Raw genomic sequence first — 20,675 nt, forward strand, 5'->3', positions numbered from 1 at the left:
GCCCACCTGGACGACGGTCGCCGGATCCACCACGCTCCACAGCCGGGCGGTGCCGTCCCCCGAGGCGCTGATCAGCCGGCGGCCGTCGGCGCTGAACTCCACCGACCACACCGGGCCGGTGTGCCGGGTCAGCGGCAGCCCCACCGGGTGCGGCTCGGCAGGCGCGGAGACGTCCCACAGCCGGACCGTCGAGTCGTCGGAGCCGGTGGCCAGCAGCCGGCCGTCCGGGCTGAAGGCCACCGCGTGCACCAGGTCGGTGTGCCCGCTGATCACGCCGACCTGCCGGTAGTCCCCGGCCGAGAAGAGCCGGGCGGTGCTGTCGGAGGCGCCCGAGGCGATCAGCCGGCCGTCGGGACTCCAGTCGACGGCCCGGACGTCACCGGTGTGCCCGGTCAGAACGGCCAGCTGCCGTCCGGTGGCCGTATCCCACACCCGGACCGTCCGGTCCATGCCGGCGGTGGCCAGCCGGCGCCCGTCCGGACTCCACGCCGAGAAGACCACCCGCCCCTCGTGCCCGCGGAGCAGCCGGGGACGCGCCCCGGGCTCGAGCCGGTCCCAGATGCCGACGGTGCCGTCGTCGCTGGTCGAAGCCAGCCTGCTGCCGTCCGGCGACCAGTGGACGCTGGTCACGAAGCTCTGGTGTCCGGGCAGCACCAGCGGATCGGTTTCGCCGCGGCGCGGCGGGTTCAGCGGCCAGATCCGCAGGGCGCCGTCGGAGCCGGCGGCGGCCACCCGGCGCCCGCCGGAGTCGACGTCGATGCTGTAGACCGCTCCGGAGGCGCGGCCGAGGGGCGCGGCCAGCGGCAGGTTCTCGGCCACCACCAGCCGGGACCGGTTCTCGTCGGACGGGTCCAGGTGGGCGGCGAGCAGCGCCAGCCGGGCCGAGACGGTCGGTGAACTGAGCTGCAGCCGGTCGGATTCGGCGCCGAGCCGACCCAGTTCGGCCGAGCGCTGCTCGTTCTGCGCGCGCGAGCGGGCCTGGTAGGCGGCCAGGCTCAGCAGCAGGGCGACCACGGTGATCGCGGCCAGGGCGATCACGGCCGCCGAGCGCAGCCGGGAACTCCGCCGGGCGGTCGCCTCGCCGGCCACGACGAATTCGGCGGCCAGGTCGGAGACCTCCCCGGCAGACGCCGCCCGCTCGGCCAGGGTGAGCCGGCTGCCGCGGAGCAGCAGGCTCGGGTCGCGACCGGCCGCCGACCACTCCTCGGCGGCGGCCTCGAGCCGCTGCGCCTCGAGCAGTCCGGCGCGGTCGTCGTCCACCCAGCTTCGCAGCCGGGTCCACGCCCCGATCAGCACCTCGTGAGTCAGGCCCACCCGGTCGTCGGCATCGACGGTGACCAGCCGGGCCGTCTGCAGCGCGTCGAGGACGGCGCCGCGGTCGGCCCGGGTCTGCGCCTCGCCGGCGAGCAGCTCCTCCCGGGGCCGCGCCACCCGCGCGTCACGGGTCCGGTCCCCGAGGTGCACCAGCCGCAACAGCATCCGCCGGCCGACGGTCTGCTGCTGTGGCGTGAGCTGCAACCACACCTGTTCGGCGGTGTCGTTGAGGGCACCGCGGACTCCGCCCGCCGCGTCGTAGGCGGCCACGGTGAGCTGGTTGCCGTTGCGGTGCTCCCACAGGGTCGCGAGGGCGTGGCTGAGCAGGGGCAGCGCACCGGCGTCGTAGTCGCCGGAGCCCGGTCCGGCGAGTTCGGCGACGAGCCGTTCGGTCAGGCCCGATTCGAATTTCACGCCGACGGCCGCCGCCGGCCCGGTGATCGCCTCGGTGAGCTCGGTGCGGGACATCGCCCCGAGCATGTGCGAGGCCCGGTTCAGGGAACCGAGCAGTTGCGGATACGACAGCCAGTCGCCGACGAAGTCGGCGCGCAGGCCGATCAGCGCGACCACCGGGACCGGACCGTCGCCGGCGGTCACCGCGCCGAGCCGGGTGAGGAACCGTTCGGCCTGCTGCGAATCGGCGACGGTGGCGACCTCTTCGGCCTGATCGACGATCAGTACCAGCGCAGTCGCGGCGCCGCCGTCCTCGGCCAGGATCCGGTCGAGCTGCGCGCCGGGGTCCTCGCCGGGTTCCATCGTCGCCACGGTCAGTCCTCGGGCGAGGAGTCTGGGGGTGACCCCGGCGGCGAGCAGCGAGGACTTCCCCGACCCCGAGACGCCGACCACCGAGACCATGCCGCCGCCGCGGCGGACCGCGGCGAAGACCAGTCCGGCCACTTCGGCGACATCGGCGCCGCGGCCGAAGTAGTGGTCGGCGTCGGCCAGCCGGTACGGCGCCAGCCCCGGATACGGGCAGTCGATGTGGGCGGAGGCCTCGGTGTGGGCCTGCTCCTGTGCCTGCCGCCAGAGCGACTGCCAGCTGCTGAGCCGGGTCGGCAGATCCCCCACGGCATCGCGTTTGGCGGCCCGGTCGAGCAGTTCGATGATGACCAGCCGCAGCGGACCGTCGAAGTCCCGCGGGAGGTGTTTCCCCGAACGCCAGTCGCTGAGCCGGGAGATCATGCTGCCGCGGACGGTGACGCCGGCGTCCCGGGAGCGGGCGATGACGGCGTCGGAGACCGACTTGAGCGTCGGATCACCGGCGGCCGAGAACAGCCTCCGCAACTCCCCCGAGAAGTTCGTCATCGCTCCGTCCGACCCACACGACACGAGGGCCGCCCGACTGGGCGGCCCGGCTCTCGCCGAATGTACTGGGAATCGGCTGTGTGCGATACGGGTGACCGGGCTTCCTGCGACGAGAATCACCGCGGCGGACGGCCGCCCCGCGCCCGACGGCCAAGCCGAAAAACTTTGGCGACCTGACCGACACAGGAGGTCGGTCAGGTCGCCAAAGTTTTCGCGCTGCGACCCTGCGGCGGATCAGCCGCAGGGTCGCGAGCGGTGTGTCGGGGCGCCCCACCCCCGACGAACGGGGCGCCCCAGGCTCGGCCCGGTCAGATCCGGGCGGTGTTCCCGTAGGAGGAGTAGACGTAGACACCGGACTCGGTGGTCACGGTGATCTGGGCGAACGGCCGCACCGACACCGGACCGATCGCGCCGGTCACCTCCATCTCGATACCGGAGAGCACCACATCGGCGACCGGCTTGGTGAGGGCGAACTTCGCGAGGCTGACCTTTTCGATCTTGCCGGCGGCCACCTCGAACTGGATGTCCGAGGCCGGGATGACGGTGGACGATGCACCGAGGTCGACGCCCGCGTCACCGATGGAGATCCCGGTCGCGTCCGCGCCCGGCTTGAGGCCGAGCTTGACTCCGCCGGTCAGGCTCAGGTCCGGGGTGTGCGTGGTGATGGTGGCCTTGCCCGGGGCGCTGACCGGGTAGCCCACCTTGTAGCCGACCTCGACGGTGGCCTTGACCTTCTTACCGTCGACGCCCTTCAGCGCGGCGTGCACGTTGGAGGAGAGACGGGCCTGCGCCGAGAGCGGCGAGGAGTCCAGCGGGGCGATCTTCTGCACGCTCAGCTTGCTCGCGGTGAGATCGATGGTGAGCCCCTCGCGAGTGGAGTGCGTCTCCGCGCCGGCCGGCCCGGCCAGCAGCGAGGCGGCCGCCAGTACGGCCGCGATCAGGAGCACCCCCAGGGTGCGGATTCGAGTGGTCACAGCAAGTCTCCCCGACTAGTCACATTCACATGGTCTTCGTGTGGTCCGGCACCGGTTCGGCGCCGCCACGAAGCAGCCTAGGAAGGCCACGACCCCACACTCCAGAGCACACCCCCGGAAAGGCCCTGTCCGGGCACGTCAGAGGGCATTTCGGGTTTTCCGAATCGGAATTTCCGGATCGCTGCGACCAGGGGAAACACCGGCCGAGTGACCGGGGACACACCGGCTTCCGCCGGCCTCGCGGGGGCGGTTCGGCCCGCCGCCCGGTGCGCCGCCACCGGCCGCCGGACTCGTGGCGGGGCGGTCGGGAGGGAGACGCCGTGAGGACGTCTGGTGCACAGGCGCGCCACCGTCGCCGGGGTGAGACGCAGGCGGTGGGGCGGACGCTGTGGGGCGGTAGGACGGACGCTGTGGGGCGGGCGGGTTAGTCGCGGCGGCGGCGACCGCCGCCACCGGAGGTGCCGCCGGCGGCACGGAGCTGACTCAGCAGCTCCGAGGCGGGCCGGCCGACAGCATGCGCACCGTCGTCGTCGCCGTCCGCACGGGCCCGGCGCGAACGCGCGGGCGCCTCGTCGGCGGGACGGTCGCCCGGCTGCTCCTCCACGACGGGCACCTCGTCGACGGCGGGCGGCTGGTAGGCCGCGGCGTCGTAGGTGGCCGGCTGCTGCTGGTAGCCGCTGTAGTCGACGGCGCCGTACTCCACCGAGCTGAACTCGGCGCTGGGGTACTCGCCGCCGTACGTCGGGCCGTCGTCGACCTGATGGATCACCGTCGTCTCGTCGACGTCCTCGACCTCGGCCTCGGCTTCGTAGACGGCCGGCTGCTCGTACTCGGCGCTGTACTCCACCGGCGGCTCGGGCGCTTCGGCCGGCGCGTATCCGGCGGCCGGCTCCTCGACCGGATACCCGGCGTCGTCACTGGTCTCCTCGGTGACCACCGGAATGATCTCGGTGAGTTCACTCTCGCTGCTCTGCGCGATGGCCTCGGCGGCCGTCGGCTGATGCCGGCCGGCATCGCCGGGCGCCGCGGTGGAGGCGAAGTCGCGGTCGGCGGCCACCCGGTCGTCCCCCGAGCGCACGTAACCGGCGCCGGACAGTCCCGATCCGAGTTCACGCCGACGTTCCGGCCGCAGCGCCAGCGGCACCTCCGGCAGCGGGTTGCCCAGCACCTGCTCCAGGCTGGCCCGCAGAGCCAGCACCTGCGCCTTGAGCGCCTCGAACTCCTCGTTCTGCTCGTCGCGGATCTCGGCGCGGATCTGCCCTTCCACATCGGCCTCGTACTGGCGGCGCGCGGCGATCTCCCGCTCGAGCTGCAGCTCGTAGACCAGCCGCAGGTCCTGCCCGCGTTTGGTGGCCACGTCGGCCTGCCGGCGGTACCGGGTCATCAGGATCACCGCGATCACCGCCGCCCACAGCGCGGCGATCACGGCCACCGACGCCCAGGCGGACAGATCGTCGATCGCCACCATCACCACGCTGGCGATCAGGGCGAGCACGATCAGCAGACCGATCAGCCACTGCGCCCCGTTACGCATCGAACGGTCAGCGGCCTGCGCGCGGTTTTCCGTGCTGGTCATACAGGTCAACTTACCTGCCGGACGGGTACGCCCCGGACAGCCCCCTGCGGAGAGTCGCTGATCAGGCGGGTTCGGCGGTGGTGTCGCCGGTCTCCGGCGGCGGCTCGTCCGGTGCCCGGCAGCAGTGCTCGAGCCACAGTGCCGCAGCGGCCAGCAGCAGTCCGCCGACCAGGCCGACGACGGCGGCGGGCCGGTCGGCGACGGCCGCGTCGAGTTCGCGGCGACTGAGCAGGAAGACCAGGATCCCGGTCCATCCGCCCAGGGCGAGCGCGCCGAGGATGGCGGATGCCTTGGCCAGGGCCACCGTCCGGGCCACCGTGATCGGGTGCAGCCGTCCCGCACCCACCCCGATCTTCTTCTCGGCCACCCGGCGCCGCACCAGCACGCCGATCACCACCTCGATCAGGGCCAGCACGTACAGGGTGACGCCGGCGGGCCAGGGCAGCGACGGGAAGGCGCCGTAGTTGTAGCGGACCAGGATCCAGAAGACCAGGCCGGCCACCACCGCCACGGCCAGCAGGTCCCGGACCCGGGTGGGCCCGAGCTTGTGGTCGTCATCGTCGCCGGGCTGCGGCGAGCGCGTGGGCGTGGTCATCGTCGACCACCGTCGGCAGGCAGATCCGCGAGCGGTCCGGCGGCCCGCACCCCGGCCCGTTCCGCCGGGTCGAGGTGCTCGATCAGTTCCCGGACCGGCCGCACCCCGGCGGGCGTCCACAGCGCCGCGTCCGGGTCGGCGTCGAGCCACGGCACCAGCACGAAGGCCCGCTCGGCGGCCTGCGGATGCGGCAGGGTCAGTTCCGGGTCGTCCGAGCGCACGGCGGTCGGCCCGCAGCGGACGTCGACGACGTCCACGTCCAGGGTCCGCGGACCCCAGCGCACCTCACGCACCCGGTCGGCGGCCTGCTCACAGGACCGGCAGAAATCGAGCCAGTCCCGCGGGCTCCGGTCGGCCTCGGCGATGATCGTGATGTTGGCGAAGTCGTCCTGCTCCACGCCGCCCCAGGGCGCGGTGAGATAGACCTGCGAGACCGCGATCGTCTCGGCGCCGAGCGCGTCGAGCACGCTGCGCAGGTGGGCGGTCCGGTCTCCGATGTTGGAGCCGGCCGAGAGGACGGCGCGGCTTCGGGTCATCGCCGCGGACCGGCCGATGGGGTGCGCACCGATCTCCGGGTGACCACGGCGACGTCGTCGAAGGCCAGCGGTATGGGTGCCGACGGCTTGTGCACGGTCACCTCGCAGGCGGCGATGCGCGGATCGCCCATGATCTCGTCGGCGAGCTCCGCGCCGACCGTCTCGATGAGATTCCGCGGCGTGCCGGCGACGATGTCGTGGGCGCGCTGCGCGAGAGCGCCGTAGTCGACGGTGTCGGCGAGGTCGTCGCTGACCGCGGCCGGCCGCAGATCCAGCCACAGGGTGATGTCGATGAGGAAGTCCTGGCCGTCACGGCGCTCGTGGTCGAAGACGCCGTGGTTCCCGCGGACGCGCAGTCCGCGCAGTTCGATCCGGTCAGCCATCGCTGTCTGCTCCTTGTCTTCCGGGGCCGTCCCCGGCTGCGGCGCCGCGGTCCGCGCGGCCGGCGCGCCAGGCGTGAGCCACCCGGACCGCATCGCGATTGGCCGCCACATCGTGCACCCGCACCCCCCAGGCACCGTCGGCGGCGGCCAGCGCCGAGATCGCGGCGGTGGCCACCTCGCGGCCGGCCGGCGGGCGATCGCCGTCGCCGTCGGCCAGCAGCGAGCCGAGAAAGCGTTTGCGGGAGGCCCCGACGAGGACCGGGAAACCCAGCCCCACCAGGGTGGGCAGGGCGCGCAGCAGCGCCCAGTTGTGGTCGGCGGTCTTGGCGAAGCCCAGCCCGGGGTCCAGTATCAGCCGGTCGGGGTCGACGCCGGCGGTCACCGCCGCATCCACCTGGGCGAGGAGTTCGCCGGAGACCTCGGCCACCACGTCCCGGTACCCGACCGCCTCATGGGTGCGGTGGGTGAAGTGCCGTTCCAGGTCGGCATGGGCGGACGACGGCCGCCAGTGCATGAGGATCCACGGCAGCCCGGTCTCGGCCACGAGGGGCGCCATCGCGGGATCGGCGCGGCCGCCGGAGACGTCGTTGACGATCTGCGCGCCGGCCTCGAGCGCCACCCGTGCCACCGCGGCCCGCATGGTGTCGACGGAGACCCTGATGCCCGCTTCGGCGAGCGCGGCGACCACCGGGCGCACCCGATCGGCCTCGACCTGCGCGTCCACCCGCTGGGCACCGGGCCGCGTGGATTCGCCGCCGACGTCGACGATGTCGGCCCCGGCGGCGGCCAGCGCCAGCCCGTGCTCGATGGCGGCGTCGACGTCGAGGTAGCGCCCGCCGTCGGAGAACGAATCCGCGGTCACGTTGAGCACCCCCATGACCAGGGTGCGGTCGTCCTCCTGTGGGCGCGGGGACATCAGCGGGTGATCAGGTCGAGTGCTTCGCCGCGGGAGACCGCGCTGGTCTGGAAGATGCCGCGCACCGCCGAGGTAGTGGTGGAGGCACCGGGCTTGCGGATGCCGCGCATGGCCATGCACAGATGCTCGGCCTCGATCACCACGATCACCCCGCGCGGATCGAGCCGGCGCACCAGTGCGTCGGCGATCTGGCTGGTGAGCCGTTCCTGCACCTGGGGACGTTTGGCGTAGAGGTCCACCAGCCGGGCGATCTTGGACAGCCCGGTCACCTGACCGCTGGCGCCGGGGATGTAGCCGACGTGCGCCACCCCGTGGAAGGCGACCAGATGGTGCTCGCAGGTCGAGTACATCGGAATGTCCTTGACCAGCACCAGTTCCCGGTGGTCTTCGTCGAAGACGGTGGCGAGCACCTCGTCGGGATCGGTGTAGAGCCCGCCGAACATCTCCTGGTAGGCGCGCGCCACCCGTTCCGGGGTGCGCCGCAGCCCCTCCCTGTCGGGGTCCTCGCCCACGGCCAGCAGCAGCTCGCGGACTGCGGCCCGGGCCCGCTCCAGATCGAAGACACGGCCGTCGGCCGTGGTGAGCGGCTCGTCGTCACTCATGGTGCGAAGGCTCCTTTGTCGAGTGGGGACCTGTCGAGTGGGACCGGCGTCGCCGCGGGAGTGCGGCCGCGGATCGCCGGGTGACGGTGCGCAGCGCCCGCGGCGGGCGCTGCGCTGCCGCCCGGGCTAGGTGCGCGGATCCTCCGGCGGGGGCCAGCCCGGTGCCCGCCAGTCGCGCGGGGCGCCGTAGTCGGGCCAGGTGCCGCCGGGCGGACCGGACTGGGAGGGACCCGACGGCGGGCGGCCGGGCTGCCCCGGGTAGCCGCTGCCGGGCTGCGGGTTCTGCCCGTTGCCGTTCTGCCCAGCGCCGTTCTGTCCTGGGCCGTTCTGCCCGTTGCCGTTCTGTCCTGGGCCGTTCTGTCCTGGGCCGTTCTGCCCAGCACCGTTGTGACCCGTGCCGTTGTGGCCGTTGCCGTTCTGGCCGGGCTGGTCCGGGTACTGACCGGGCTGGTAGCGCCCGTTCTGGTCCGGGGCGGCCGGCGGGTAGCCGGGGGCACCGGAGTGCTGACCGGCCGGACCCGGCTGCCCGTAGCCGCCGTAGGGCTGCGGCGCCGGCTGTCCGGGCGCGCCGTAGACCGGCTGTCCACCCTGCGGCGCGGACGGGAAACCGCCGGTCGACGGTGCGGCGACGGGTTCGGGTTGCACCGGGGGCCAGGGTTCGCCGCGTTCGGCGGCCCGCTCGGCCGGGGTCTTGATGGGCGGGATGTCGCTCGGGGTGCGGACCCCGAAATCGTCGAACTCGGTCATCCGTTCCCGCTTGGGCACATCGCCGAGGATCTCGACGAGGTCCTTGCGGACCAGAGTCTCCTTCTCCAGCAGGGCCCCGGCGAGTGCGTCGAGTTTGTCGCGGTTGGCGTTGAGCACCGCCCAGGCCTCGGTATGCGAGGCCTCGATCAGCCGGCGCACCTCCTCGTCGATCTCCGAGGCCACTCCGGCGGAGTAGTCCACCTGATTGCCCATGCTGCGGCCGACGAACGGGTCGGCCCCCTCCTGGCCGTAGCGGACGGCGCCGAGCCGGGCGCTCATGCCGTATTCGGTGACCATGGCGCGGGCGATCTTGGTGGCCTGGTCGATGTCGGAGCTGGCGCCGGTGGTCGGCTCGTGGAAGACGAGTTCCTCGGCGGCGCGGCCGCCCATCGCCATCACCAGCCGGGCGATCATCTCCGAGCGGGTCATCAGCTCCTTGTCGTTCTCCGGAACGGCGAGGGCGTGACCGCCGGTGCGGCCGCGGGCCAGGATGGTGACCTTGTAGATCGGGTCCAGGTCGGGCATCGCCCACGCCGCGAGGGTGTGACCGCTCTCGTGGTAGGCGACGATCTTCTTCTCGTGCTCGCTGATGATGCGGCTCTTGCGGCGCGGGCCGCCGATCACCCGGTCGACGGCCTCCTCGAGCGCCTCGCCGGTGATGACGGTCTTGTTCTCGCGGGCGGTGAGCAGCGCGGCCTCGTTGATCACGTTGGCCAGGTCGGCGCCGGACATGCCGGGGGTCCGCTTGGCGAGTCCGTCGAGGTCGGCGTCCGGGGCGATCGGCTTGCCCTTGGCGTGCACCGCCAGGATGGCCCGGCGGCCGGCGATGTCCGGGTTGCCCACCGGGATCTGCCGGTCGAAGCGGCCCGGGCGCAGCAGCGCCGGGTCCAGGATGTCGGGCCGGTTGGTGGCGGCCATGACGATCACGCCGGAGCGGTCGCCGAAGCCGTCCATCTCCACCAGCAGCTGGTTGAGGGTCTGCTCACGCTCGTCGTGACCGCCGCCCAGGCCGGCGCCGCGCTGGCGGCCGACGGCGTCGATCTCGTCGACGAAGATGATGCACGGACTGTTGGCCTTGGCCTGCTCGAACATGTCGCGCACGCGGGAGGCGCCGACACCGACGAACATCTCGACGAAGTCCGAGCCGGAGATGGTGAAGAACGGCACCCCGGCCTCACCGGCCACCGCCCGCGCGAGCAGCGTCTTACCGGTGCCGGGCGGGCCGTAGAGCAGCACACCCTTGGGGATCTTGGCGCCGAGCGCCTGGTAGCGGGCCGGGTTCTGCAGGAAGTCCCGGATCTCGTCGAGTTCCTCGACCGCCTCGTCCGCGCCGGCGACGTCGGCGAAGGTGGTCTTGGGCATGTCCTTGGACAGCTGCTTGGCCTTGGACTTGCCGAAGCCCATCACGCCGCCGCGGCCGCCGCCCTGCATCCGGCTCATCACGAAGAAGAACAGGCCGAACAGGATGATCATCGGCAGTACGAAGATCAGGATCGACTGCCAGATGCCGCCCTCTTTGGTGACATTGGTCTGGTACGGCGCACCGGTCTTGGTGACCGACTGGAAGACCCGCGAGGAGACCCCCGACGGGTACTGCGACTGGATCTTGGTGACGTCCTTGCCGTCGACCTTGATCGGATCCTTGAGGGTGATCCGCAGTCGCTGTTCCCGATCGTCGATCTGAACGAACTCGGTGTTCTTCACGTTCAGCTGGGTCATCGCGATGGACGTGTCCACGCCGGTGTAGTCGCGATCGCCGGAGCGGAGCATGCTCCAGCCCCAGAGGGCGAACAGGATCACGGCCACGATGGCCAGATTCCGGAAGAGCTTCTTTCGGTTCATGCGTTCACGCGCGGGCCGGTCCGGTGCGCGGCTGGTTGCCGGGCGCCGTCGGCCCATTGTCCTTCCCGTGATACTCGATATACGAGGCTACCTGCCCGCGCGCAGCGGGAACGACTCCGTTCCCCCACGGCGTAACCGGTGCGGCCCGATCGAGTCAGCTGCTGTAGACGTCCGGGTGCAGCCGGCCGATGTACGGCAGGTCGCGGTACCGCTCCGCATAATCGAGTCCGTAGCCGACGACGAACTCGTTCTCGATGTCGAAGCCCACGTCGGCCACCTCGATCGGCAGCTGTGCGGCTTTGGGCTTGCGCAGCAGGGTGACCACGTCCAGCGAGCGCGGGGATCGGGTCGCGAGGTTCTTCATCAGCCAGGTCAGCGTCAGACCGGAGTCGATGATGTCCTCGACGATCAGCACGTCCCGGCCGGCGATGTCGCGGTCGAGGTCCTTGAGGATGCGCACCACGCCGGACGAGGAGGTGGACGAGCCGTAGCTCGAGACCGCCATGAACTCGAGCTGTGCGGGGATCGGCAGCGCCCGCGCGAAGTCGGTCATGAACATGATCGCGCCTTTGAGCACACCGATCAGCACCAGATCGTCGGGAGCGTCCTTGTACCGTTCACCGGCGGCCGCCGCCATCTCCGCGGTCCGCCGCCGAATCTGCTCGTCCGTGATCAGGACGGTCTCGATGTCCTGCGAATACCCCTGCGCCACCCGAACAGCTTGTCACACCCGTGGACCGGCTGACGACGATGCCCGGCGCAGCCGTGGCGCGGCCGCCGCACGAGCCGGCGGGCCGCGACCGCGCCGCCGCCGTTGATGTGCCGCCTGAACTGCAGCGACGACGACGCCGGGCGCCTGTGACGGCCGTGCCGGCACTCATCCGCGGGGAGTGCCGCGCGGCTCCCGGCAGACGGTCACCACCGACGACCGGCGCGTCACCACCAGGCGGGCTTCGGAGTCGCCGCCGATCGCCACCGGCCCCTGCCCGTGCCAGTGCGTGATCAGCGCATCGACCTGCTCGACGGTCCGGGCTCCCGCGCCGTCGCCGCCGCGTTCGGCGATCCAGGCCCGCAGTGCCCGGGTGCGCAGGGCCGTCGGCGCCTCCTGCAGCGCGGTCACCCGCAGGCCGTCGCCGTCGCGCGCCCGTTCCAGAAGGGACTCGGCGAGCTCGTCGAGCGCGTGGGCGTCGTGCTGCAGCAGCCCGGCGGTGCGGGCCAGTGCGGCCGCCACCCCGCCGCCGAGCACCTCCTCGAGCAGCGGCAGCACCTCGGTGCGCACCCGCACCCGGGTGTAGCGCGGGTCGAGGTTGTGCGGGTCGTCCCAGACGGTCAGGCCCCAGCCTGCGCAGGCCGCACGGGTATCCGCCCGGCGCACGCCCAGCAGCGGCCTCGCCCACGGGGCGCGCCACGGACTCATCCCGGCCAGCGAACGCGCCCCCGAGCCGCGGCCCAGGCCCAGCAGCACCGTCTCGGCCTGGTCGTCGACGGTGTGCCCCAGCAGCACCGGCCGCCCCTCCCGGGCCCGGTCGAGCGCCTGATAGCGGGCGGTACGGGCGGCCGCCTCGGGTCCCTCCCCGGATGCGTGCACGGTCACCGGAAGGATGCTCGCCTGCGCGCCGAGCCCCACCGCCTGCGCGACGGCCTCCCGGGCCGCCTGCGCCGACCCGGCCTGCAGCCGGTGGTCGACGACCAGTGCGTGCACCGCGAGTCCGGCGTGGACGGCGGCCGCGGTCAGCGCCAGCGAGTCCGCACCGCCGGACAGTCCCACGCACACCCCGCCGTCGGCGAAACCGGGATCGTCGGCCCGCCGCTGCGCCGTGAACGACCGCACCGCGCCGATCAGCCGGCGCTGGGCGTCCTGCGGGGTCAGAGCACCCGGGCGATCCATGCGTCCGGGTCGCCGATCTCGGCCATGGTCGGCATGGTCTGTTCGTCGGTCCAGACCGTGTTGAAGGCCGGCATGCCCACCGCGTCGACGACGGCGTCGACGAAGGCCTTGCCGCGGACGTACTGCGCGATCTTGGCGTCCATCCCGGTGAGCGCCCGGAAGATCTTCATCAGCGGATTCTGCGGACGCTGCCGCCGCTGGTCGAAGGCCGCCCGGATGGTCTCCACGGTGGGCACGTGCGCGGGACCGACGGCATCCATGACGTGGTCGGCGTGCCCTTCGAGCAGGGTGCCCAGCACCATCACCTTCTCGAAGGCCTCGTACTGCTCGGGCGACTGCATCAGCTGCATGACGCCCAGGATCCCCTTCTCCCGGGGCCGGTCGCTGCGCACCGCGGCGCTGATCCTGCCGACCAGTTCGGTCATCGACTCGCCGGACTCGCCGGTCAGCACGCCGACGTTGGAACGCATGTAATCCACCAGCCACGGGTTGGCCGAGAACTGCACGCGGTGGGTCACCTCGTGCAGGCACACCCAGAGCCGGAAGTCCGAGGGCACGGCCCGGAGTTGCCGTTCGACGGCGATGATGTTGGGGGCGACGAGCATCAGCACCCCGTCCGTGCCGCTGCCCGGATCCGGGCTGAACGGGTCGTACTGGCCCAGGATGGCCCCGGACAGGAAGGCCAGCAGTCCGCCGGCCTGCGCACCGGAGAGCTTCCCGGTGAGGCCGCTGCCGCTTCCGGGGCCGGTCTCGCCGAGCATGGCCGGCATGGAGGCGGCGGCCGCGTCGATCCAGCCGGCCCGGTCGAGCACGGTGGCGGCCGGGACCGGCAGGCCGTCGGCCAGGCCGGTCACCTCGCGCACCGGGCCCTCGGCCCGGACGGCGGCGTCGGCGAGTTCGGCGTGCACCTGGGCCGCGGTGTACGCGGTGATCTTGGGACCCGGGCGGGCGAGTTTCCGGCCCAGGGAGGCGGCCAGCGACCAGTCGACGGCGGCGACCACCGATTCGGTGTCGCGGCCGGACTCGTCGGTCGTGGTGGCGGCGGGGGCCGCCGCGGCGTCATCAGTCACGGCATCCACACTCCCGTAAAGCGCCCACCAATGCATCCACGGCCGGCCGGGCGTCGGCCGGCGAGGTGCCGCCGGACATGAGCGCGAAGGCCAGCACCCGGCCGTCGACGGTCTGCACGATGCCGGTCAGGGAGGTGACGCCGGTGAGGGTGCCGGTCTTGGCCCGCACCCAGCCGGCGCCGGGAGTCTGGTCGGGGTCGAAGCGTTCGGCGAGGGTTCCGGTGCCGTGCGCCACCGGGAAGGTGTCGAGCAGCGGGCGCAGCCGGGGCCGGGCGTCGCCGGCCGCCGCAGAGACCAGCGCGTCGAGCAGCCGGGCCGGCACCAGATCCTTGGTCGAGAGTCCCGAGGCGTCGTGCAGGACGGTGCCGTCGACGTCGAAACCGTTCTCGCCGAGCACCTTCAGCACCGCCGCGGCGCCGCCCTCGATGGAGGCGGGCCCGCCGGTGGCCGTCGACAGTTCGATGGCCAGGGATTCGGCGAGCACGTTGTCGCTGTAGCGCATCATGTCGCCGACCCGTACCGACAGCGGTGCGGAGGTGACTCGCGCCAGGGTGCGCGCACCGGGCGGGGCCGCCTGCTCGGCGACGTCGGTGTCCAGGTCGAGCGCGGCGGCGAGGGCCTGCCCGGCGGCGATCGCCGGGGTGGCGCTGCGCGGCGAATACTCGTCGAGCGGCTCGAGCCGGCCGCCGTCGACCGTCAGCGACTCGATGGGCGTGATGTCGCCGCCCTTGATGTCGGCCTCGTCCCAGCCCGCCGCCATCGAGTCGCCGGTGACGGTGGTGGGCGCCACCGCCACCGAGGTGACCCGGGCGCCGCTGCGGCGGATCTGGTCGGCCAGGTCGGCGATGCGGGCCGGGGAGGTGTAGAAGGTGTCCTCACCGGCCGGCTGGGCGCTGAGCGTCGGATCGCCGCCGCCGACCAGCACGGCGGTGCCGTCGGCCCCGAGCACCACCGTGGTGGTGAGCCGTGCGTCGCCGTCGAGCGCCAGCAGCGCCGCCGAGGCGGTGAGGATCTTGGCGTTGGAGGCGGGCGTGCGCGGGGTGTTCGCGTCCCGGCTCCACAGCGTCTGCCCGGTCAGCGGATCGGAGACCATGCCGGTGAGCTCACCGAGCGCCTTGTCCCGCAGGCCCGCGCGCAGCGCCCGGGCCACCCCGGAGTCGGCCGGTTCCGGCGCGTTCGGGTCCACCGGGGCGATGGCCGGGGTCACCGCGGTGACCGCGGGCCGGTCCGGGGTACCGGCCGGGACGGCGGCGTGCCGGTCGTTGTACCAGGTCCAGCCGAAGACCCCGGCCACCACCAGGACCACGACGAGAACCACCGCGAGCAGTGTCGACAGGACGCGCCGGGATCGGCGACGGCGCGGTTTGGTCAGCGACACAGGGGCCCTCCGGTACGGCGGCTCACCCGGCCCGGCGGATCCCGCTGGGGCTGCGAGTGAGTCTTCTTCACTGCTGGACTTCCCCTAACAGTATCGTTGACGCCCGAGGGCAGTCCGAACGTGCCGCCACGGCCCCCGGACACCCACGAGCAATCGGGCCGAGTTCCTTCGGGCCGACCACCGAAGAGGACCACACCAGAGAAGGACACAGACATGGAGTTCGAGGTCACCGTCGAGATCCCCAAGGGCGGCCGCAACAAGTACGAGGTCGATCACGAGACCGGCAAGGTCTACCTGGACCGCTACCTGTACACCCCGATGGGCTACCCGGCCGACTACGGCTACATCGACCACACTCTCGGCGAGGACGGCGACCCGCTGGACGCGATGGTGCTGCTCACCGAGTCGGTGTTCCCGGGTGTGATCGTCAAGGCCCGCATCGTCGGCATGTACACCATGACCGACGAGGCCGGCGGCGACGACAAGCTGCTCGCCGTCCCGGCCGGCGACCCCCGGTGGGATCACATCCAGGACGTCGGCGATGTCAGCGAGTTCGAGCTGAAGGCCATCGCGCACTTCTTCGAGCACTACAAGGACCTCGAGCCGGGCAAGGAGGTCACCCCGGGCGGCTGGGTCGGCAAGGACGAGGCCGCCAAGGTCGCGCAGGCCGCCGTCGACCGCTACCAGGGCTGAACTTCCGCAGCGACGTACCGCAAACTTCGTCCGCTCAGCGGCCCGCCGAGGGCATATTGCCCTCGGCGGCGCCCTGAGCGGACGAAGTTGTCAGTAGGTCCGGTGGTCAGGCGCCGACGAGCTCGGCCAGGGCGGAGATCAGCCGGTCGATGTCGCCGGAGCCGGTCCCGAGCCCGAAGCTCACCCGCACCGCTCCCTCCGGGTGACCGAGCCGCGCGAGCAGCGGGTGGGCGCAGAACTTGCCGTCCCGCACGCCGATGCCGTGCCGGTCGTTGAGGTATTCGGCGACGGCGCGCGGGGCGTGCCCGTCCACGGTGAACGCGGCGATGCCCACCCGGTCGGCGAGGTCGTCGAAGACGTGCAGGCGGCGCACCCCGGGCAGCCGGTCCAGGCCCTCGTCCAGACGGGTCAGCAGGTCCCGCTCGTGGTAGCCGATCAATTCGAAGCCCGTGCCCTTGACCGCGTCCAGTGCGGCGGCGATGGAGACGGCGCCGAGCACGTTGGGGCTGCCGGCCTCGTGCCGGGCGGCGCCGGTGTGCCAGGCGGTCTGTCCGTCGGCATCGACGCGGGCGGTGGCGCCGCCGCCGGCCAGGTACGGCTGCGCCGCATCGAGCCAGTCCGGCCGCCCGATCAGCACACCCGCACCGAACGGGGCGTAGACCTTGTGCCCGGAGAACACCAGGTAGTCGATGCCGTAGCCGGCCAGGTTGATCGGCCGGTGCGCGACCAGCTGCGCGGCGTCGACCAGGATCCGGGCGCCGTGCCGGTGCGCGAGGGCCGACAGCCGGCGCAGGGGCAGCACCTCGCCGGTCACGTTGGACGCCCCGGTCACCGCGAGCAGCGCGGCGGGCGACACGGCCAGTTCGGCTTCGAGTGCCTCCGCGGTCTCCTCGAAGGTCGCCGCGGCCAGCACGATCCGGGCCCGGCCGGTGCGCTGCCAGGGCAGCAGGTTGGCATGGTGCTCGATGTCGAGGACCACCACGTCGCCGGGCAGCGCATGCGCCGCGAGGTTGATCGCGTCGGTGGTGTTGCGGGTGAAGACGACGGTGTCGTCGGCGCGGCCGCCCACGAACCTGCGGACGGTCTCGCGTGCGGACTCGTACCGGGCCGTGGTCACCTGCGACAGGGCGCCGGCGCCGCGGTGCACGCTGGCGTACTGGCTCAACGCCGAGTTCAGCCCGTCGGCCACCTCGGTGAGCGCCGGTGCGCTGGCCGCGTAGTCGAGATTGGCGTAGCGGGCCGGGCCGGCGGCGGTGAAGACGTTCTGGCCGGCGCCCACGACGTCGCCCAGCGGGGCGATCGGGCGGGCGGCGGCGTGGGGGCGGTCGACGATGACGGTCATGACAGACTCCTGGAGTACTCGCGCTTGCCGCGGCCGGTCGGCCGGCGGCCGGGTCGTCACCCGGAGCACCCCACCGCGGTGGAGGGTTGCCGACCAGCGAGCCGGGGCTTGACGCTGGTACTCGTGACCCGCGTATCACGATGCCCGACGGGACGGCGCACGCGAAGAATTACGCGCACGCCGGTTCTAATCCGGCGAACGGTGCGCCGCCGGATGAACGACGGCGTGCTGCACGCGGTGGCCGGACCCGGCTAGCCTGGTCTGCGAACGTTCACCCGAAAGGCCGCCGAGTGTCACGTCCGCAGGACCCCGCCGAGCACCCGAATGCGGGCGCGTACGACCAGACACGGATCGGCGTGCCCCGGCCCGGACCGCCGCCCGAGCCCGGCTCCGGACCGCCCGGCTTCTCCCCGGTGCCCGACTCGCAGCCGGCGGTGGCCCCGGCGCCCGCGCCGCATCGGCCGCCCCAGGGTGCGCCCGCGCCGGCAGCCCAGCACCCACCGGCAGCCCAGTACCCACCGGCGAACCAGTACCCGCCGGCGGCGCCGTACCCCGGTGGCCCGGATCCCCGTGTCCGGCAGACACCCGTGCAGCGATCCCCTGCTCCGCAGGCGCCTGTCCCCTACGGTGCGTCCCCGTATGCACCGGCGGCCGGACCCGTCCCGCCCGGCGGCTACGGCGTACCGAACCCATACCCGCCGCCCCTCCCGCCGCAGCGCTCCCGCAGCGCAGCGGTCGCCGGCGTGGTCGTGCTGATCGCCGTCGCCGGTGTGGTGGCCGGACTGCTGGTGTGGCAGCCGTGGTCGTCGGACTCCGGCGGCGGCGAGCGGACGCAGACCTTCGCCCTCGACCACGACTATCAGGCGCGGGTGCAGATCCCGGCCGGCTGGCGGGGCTTCGACGACAGCAGCGAGGGCGTCCGCGGGCCGGTCATCGTCCCACGCGACGACCGCCGCACCTACTCCCAGATCACCGGCGACCTCGACCGGATCGACGACGGTCAGAGCGTTCAGCCCGTGCACGTGATCAGTGTCACCGCCCAGACCTGTACGGCGGCCGACACGAGCTCTACGCCGGGCCAATGGAAGTGGGAGACCCGCGAACTCGGTGACCGGCAGATCACCGCGGCGAGCGGGGTCTCCCGGCTCGACGGGGACGTGTGCCTGGTGGCCGTAGCCGTCGACGCCGACACCGGCTCCGCGGCACCGCAGACCACGGCGCAGGATCTGGCCCGCGAACTGGTGGCGAAGGACCGGCTGAGCGCGGCCAAGGCGACGTGACCCAGCCGCCGCGCCGGGCTCCCGGCGATCTCTCCTTCTGCCTGCTCGGCGGCGACGCCGGCATGTTCGGCCGCGGCGTACGGGCGCGGTACGGCTCCGTCGGCGGGGCGGTCGACGCACTGACCGGACGCCGCGCCGAGATGGTCACCGGCGCACTCGGTTTCGACACCTCCGGTAGTGCCGCGCTGATCGTCCCGCACCGCATCGAACGGAGCGCCGGCGCCCGGCCGTCGACCGCCCCCAATCGCACCGCCGCGTCCCTGACCCCGGCACCGGCGGCCGAGCACCGACGGCGGGTGACCGCGGCCCTGACCGCGATCGCCGTCGGCGAGGTGGAGAAGGTGGTGCTGGCCCGCGGCCTGACCGCCCGCTTCGCCGAGTCGCTGTCGCCGGAGGAGCTGATCGGCGATTTCACGGCGACCGCCACCGCCGGAGCCACGGTCTTCGCGGCACCGCTCGACGAACGCGGCCACGACGGCCGCTGGCTTATCGGCGCCAGCCCGGAACTGCTGCTGCGCAAGCGGGGTGCGGTTGTGACCTGCGAGCCGTACGCCGGCTCTGCGGCCCGCCGCGCCGACCCGGCCGCCGACGCCGAGGCCGCAGCCGGGCTCGCCGCCTCGGAGAAGGACCGGCGCGAGCACGCCTACGTCGTCGACGATCTGCGGCGCCGGCTGGCCCCGCTGTGCCGCGAGCTCGAGGCGCCGGACGCCCCACTGCTGCGGCACACCCCGCAGCTGTGGCATCTGGCCACCCCGATCCGGGGCGTGCTGGCCGATCCGTCGGTCACCGCGCTCGAGCTGGCGGCGCAGCTCTCACCGACCCCGGCGGTCTGCGGCACCCCCACCGCGGCGGCGGCCGCGGTGATCGACCGGATCGAGGGCGCACGCGAGTTCTACGCCGGCACCGTCGGCTGGTGCGACGCGGCCGGCGACGGCGACTGGCTGGTCTCGATCCGCTGCCTGGAACTGTCCGCCGACCGGCACACCGTCCGCAGCTGGGCGGGCGGCGGCATCGTCGCCGGGTCGGATCCGGATGCCGAAGTCGCCGAGACCGAGGTGAAGTTCGGGACGGTGCTCAGCGCCCTGGGCCTGCCGCCGCTGCGCTGACCGGCGCCGCGGGACTGCCGGCGGCCGCCTCAGGACAGCGCGTGATCGAGGTCGCGCAGCAGGTCGTCGACGTTCTCCAGACCCACCGAGAGCCGGACCATCGAGTCGGTGAGACCGATCGCGGCCCGCCCCTCCGGCCCCATCGCCCGGTGGGTGGTAGTGGCCGGATGCGTGATCAGGCTCTTGGCATCACCGAGATTGTTGGAGATGTCGATGATCTGCAGTCGGTTGAGCATGGCGAAAGCGCGTTCCTTGCCCGACAGTCCGTCCGCGTCGCGGAGTTCGAAGGTGATCACCGTGCCGCCGCCGGACATCTGGCTGCGGGCCAGCTCGTACTGCGGGTGCGAGCGCAGGAACGGGTAGATGGTCTTGGCCACCCGCGGGTCGTCGTCGAGGAATTCGGCGATGGGCAGCGCACTGGCCACCGACTGGTCCAGTCGGAGCTTCATCGTCTCGAGGCCTTTGAGCATCACCCAGGCGTTGAACGGGCTGAGCGCCGGACCGGTGTGCCGCATGAGTTCGCGGACCGGACCGTCGATGAACTCGGCGGTGCCCATCACCGCACCGCCCATCACCCGGCCCTGGCCGTCGATGTGCTTGGTGCCCGAGTAGACGATCACGTCGGCACCCATGTCCAGACCGCGCTGGAGCAGCGGGGTGGCGAAGACGTTGTCGAGCACCACCTGCGCGCCGGCCGCGTGTGCGAGGTCGGCCACCGCGCGCACGTCCACCAGGGTCTGCATCGGATTGGAGGGCGTCTCGAAGAACACCGCGTCGGCGGGCTCGGACAACGCCGCCTCCCACTGCGCCAGGTCTTCACCGTCGACGAAGACGGTCTCCACGCCCCACGAGGGCAGGATCTCGTTGCAGATGACGAAGCATGAGCCGAACAGGCTGCGGGCCGCGACCAGCCGGCTGCCCTGCTTGAGCAGTGCGCCGAGGGCGACGAAGACCGCGGCCATGCCGCTGGCGGTGGCGAAGCAGGCCTCGGTGCCCTCGAGTCCGCGCAGCCGCTCCTGGAACATCTCGACGGTCGGATTCCCGTACCGGGTGTAGACGAAGCGTTCGTCCTCGCCGGTGAACGCCCGCTCGGCCGCCTCGGCGGACTCGTAGACGTAACCGCTGTTG

The 20,675-nt window shown here is 72.7% G+C and carries 18 protein-coding genes and 1 riboswitch; of the genes, 3 read left to right on the plus strand and 15 right to left on the minus strand.

Going from position 1 to position 20,675, the window contains the following annotated elements; all coding sequences use genetic code 11:
* The 13 genes from ACJMNC_RS14345 to dacB form a co-directional block, all read right to left on the minus strand.
* Positions 1-2,619, minus strand: a 2,619-nt coding sequence (locus ACJMNC_RS14345) for a hypothetical protein (RefSeq protein ID WP_408948638.1), incomplete at its 3' end; no start/stop codon positions are given.
* Positions 2,620-2,927: 308 nt separating this feature from the next.
* Positions 2,928-3,593, minus strand: a complete 666-nt coding sequence (locus ACJMNC_RS14350) for an MspA family porin (RefSeq protein ID WP_408948639.1) — start codon at positions 3,591-3,593, stop codon at positions 2,928-2,930.
* Between the two features lie 424 nt (positions 3,594-4,017).
* Complete coding sequence (locus tag ACJMNC_RS14355; protein ID WP_408948640.1) at positions 4,018-5,169, minus strand: DUF6779 domain-containing protein; 1,152 nt, start codon at positions 5,167-5,169, stop codon at positions 4,018-4,020.
* A gap of 61 nt (positions 5,170-5,230) precedes the next feature.
* On the minus strand, positions 5,231-5,764 hold the full coding sequence (locus ACJMNC_RS14360; protein ID WP_408948641.1) for a DUF3180 domain-containing protein: 534 nt from the start codon (positions 5,762-5,764) through the stop codon (positions 5,231-5,233).
* Entirely contained in the window at positions 5,761-6,300 is a 540-nt protein-coding gene (folK, locus tag ACJMNC_RS14365; RefSeq protein ID WP_408948642.1) for a 2-amino-4-hydroxy-6-hydroxymethyldihydropteridine diphosphokinase, read from the minus strand. Before folK ends, ACJMNC_RS14360 begins: the two co-directional genes overlap by 4 nt.
* Positions 6,297-6,683: a dihydroneopterin aldolase gene (gene folB / locus ACJMNC_RS14370; RefSeq protein ID WP_408948643.1), complete on the minus strand. Its 387-nt coding sequence runs from the start codon at positions 6,681-6,683 to the stop codon at positions 6,297-6,299. Before folB ends, folK begins: the two co-directional genes overlap by 4 nt.
* Complete coding sequence (folP, locus tag ACJMNC_RS14375; protein ID WP_408948644.1) at positions 6,676-7,599, minus strand: dihydropteroate synthase; 924 nt, start codon at positions 7,597-7,599, stop codon at positions 6,676-6,678. The genes folB and folP overlap by 8 nt, the downstream gene beginning before the upstream one ends.
* The gene (gene folE / locus ACJMNC_RS14380; RefSeq protein WP_408948645.1) at positions 7,599-8,201 is read right to left on the minus strand and encodes a GTP cyclohydrolase I FolE; all 603 of its coding nucleotides are present in this window, start codon (positions 8,199-8,201) and stop codon (positions 7,599-7,601) included. Before folE ends, folP begins: the two co-directional genes overlap by 1 nt.
* Positions 8,202-8,327: 126 nt before the next feature.
* On the minus strand, positions 8,328-10,790 hold the full coding sequence (gene ftsH / locus ACJMNC_RS14385; RefSeq protein WP_408948646.1) for an ATP-dependent zinc metalloprotease FtsH: 2,463 nt from the start codon (positions 10,788-10,790) through the stop codon (positions 8,328-8,330).
* A gap of 154 nt (positions 10,791-10,944) precedes the next feature.
* Positions 10,945-11,502, minus strand: a complete 558-nt coding sequence (gene hpt / locus ACJMNC_RS14390) for a hypoxanthine phosphoribosyltransferase (protein WP_408948647.1) — start codon at positions 11,500-11,502, stop codon at positions 10,945-10,947.
* 165 nt (positions 11,503-11,667) lie between these two features.
* Positions 11,668-12,678 (minus strand): tRNA lysidine(34) synthetase TilS, encoded by a 1,011-nt coding sequence (gene tilS / locus ACJMNC_RS14395; RefSeq protein ID WP_408948648.1) that lies wholly within the window; start codon positions 12,676-12,678, stop codon positions 11,668-11,670.
* A complete protein-coding gene (locus tag ACJMNC_RS14400; protein WP_408948649.1) occupies positions 12,657-13,757 on the minus strand; it encodes a zinc-dependent metalloprotease in 1,101 nt (366 codons plus the stop codon). The genes tilS and ACJMNC_RS14400 overlap by 22 nt, the downstream gene beginning before the upstream one ends.
* Positions 13,741-15,066: a D-alanyl-D-alanine carboxypeptidase/D-alanyl-D-alanine-endopeptidase gene (gene dacB, locus ACJMNC_RS14405; protein WP_408948650.1), complete on the minus strand. Its 1,326-nt coding sequence runs from the start codon at positions 15,064-15,066 to the stop codon at positions 13,741-13,743. Before dacB ends, ACJMNC_RS14400 begins: the two co-directional genes overlap by 17 nt.
* Before the next feature lie 273 nt (positions 15,067-15,339).
* On the opposite strand from dacB, the gene ACJMNC_RS14410 reads away from it, so the two are divergent.
* On the plus strand, positions 15,340-15,819 hold the full coding sequence (locus ACJMNC_RS14410) for an inorganic diphosphatase (RefSeq protein ID WP_408948651.1): 480 nt from the start codon (positions 15,340-15,342) through the stop codon (positions 15,817-15,819).
* Positions 15,820-15,925: 106 nt separating this feature from the next.
* Here ACJMNC_RS14410 and ACJMNC_RS14415 read toward each other — a convergent pair whose 3' ends face one another.
* Positions 15,926-17,161, minus strand: coding sequence for an aminotransferase class V-fold PLP-dependent enzyme (locus ACJMNC_RS14415; RefSeq protein ID WP_408948652.1), 1,236 nt, complete (start codon positions 17,159-17,161; stop codon positions 15,926-15,928).
* 15 nt (positions 17,162-17,176) lie between these two features.
* Positions 17,177-17,290: riboswitch (SAM riboswitch) on the minus strand.
* A gap of 614 nt (positions 17,291-17,904) precedes the next feature.
* Here ACJMNC_RS14415 and ACJMNC_RS14420 point away from each other — a divergent pair.
* Together ACJMNC_RS14420 and ACJMNC_RS14425 are read left to right on the plus strand one after the other, a co-directional pair.
* Positions 17,905-18,441, plus strand: a complete 537-nt coding sequence (locus ACJMNC_RS14420) for a hypothetical protein (RefSeq protein WP_408948653.1) — start codon at positions 17,905-17,907, stop codon at positions 18,439-18,441.
* Entirely contained in the window at positions 18,438-19,547 is a 1,110-nt protein-coding gene (locus ACJMNC_RS14425; protein ID WP_408948654.1) for an isochorismate synthase MenF, read from the plus strand. The genes ACJMNC_RS14420 and ACJMNC_RS14425 overlap by 4 nt, the downstream gene beginning before the upstream one ends.
* Before the next feature lie 29 nt (positions 19,548-19,576).
* On the opposite strand, the gene ACJMNC_RS14430 is transcribed toward ACJMNC_RS14425, so the two are convergent.
* On the minus strand, positions 19,577-20,675 hold a 1,099-nt coding region (locus ACJMNC_RS14430; protein WP_408948655.1), incomplete at its 5' end, for an O-succinylhomoserine sulfhydrylase.

It is taken from the genome of Gordonia sp. VNK21, assembly GCF_046098115.1.
In the GTDB taxonomy this organism is placed as follows: domain Bacteria; phylum Actinomycetota; class Actinomycetes; order Mycobacteriales; family Mycobacteriaceae; genus Gordonia.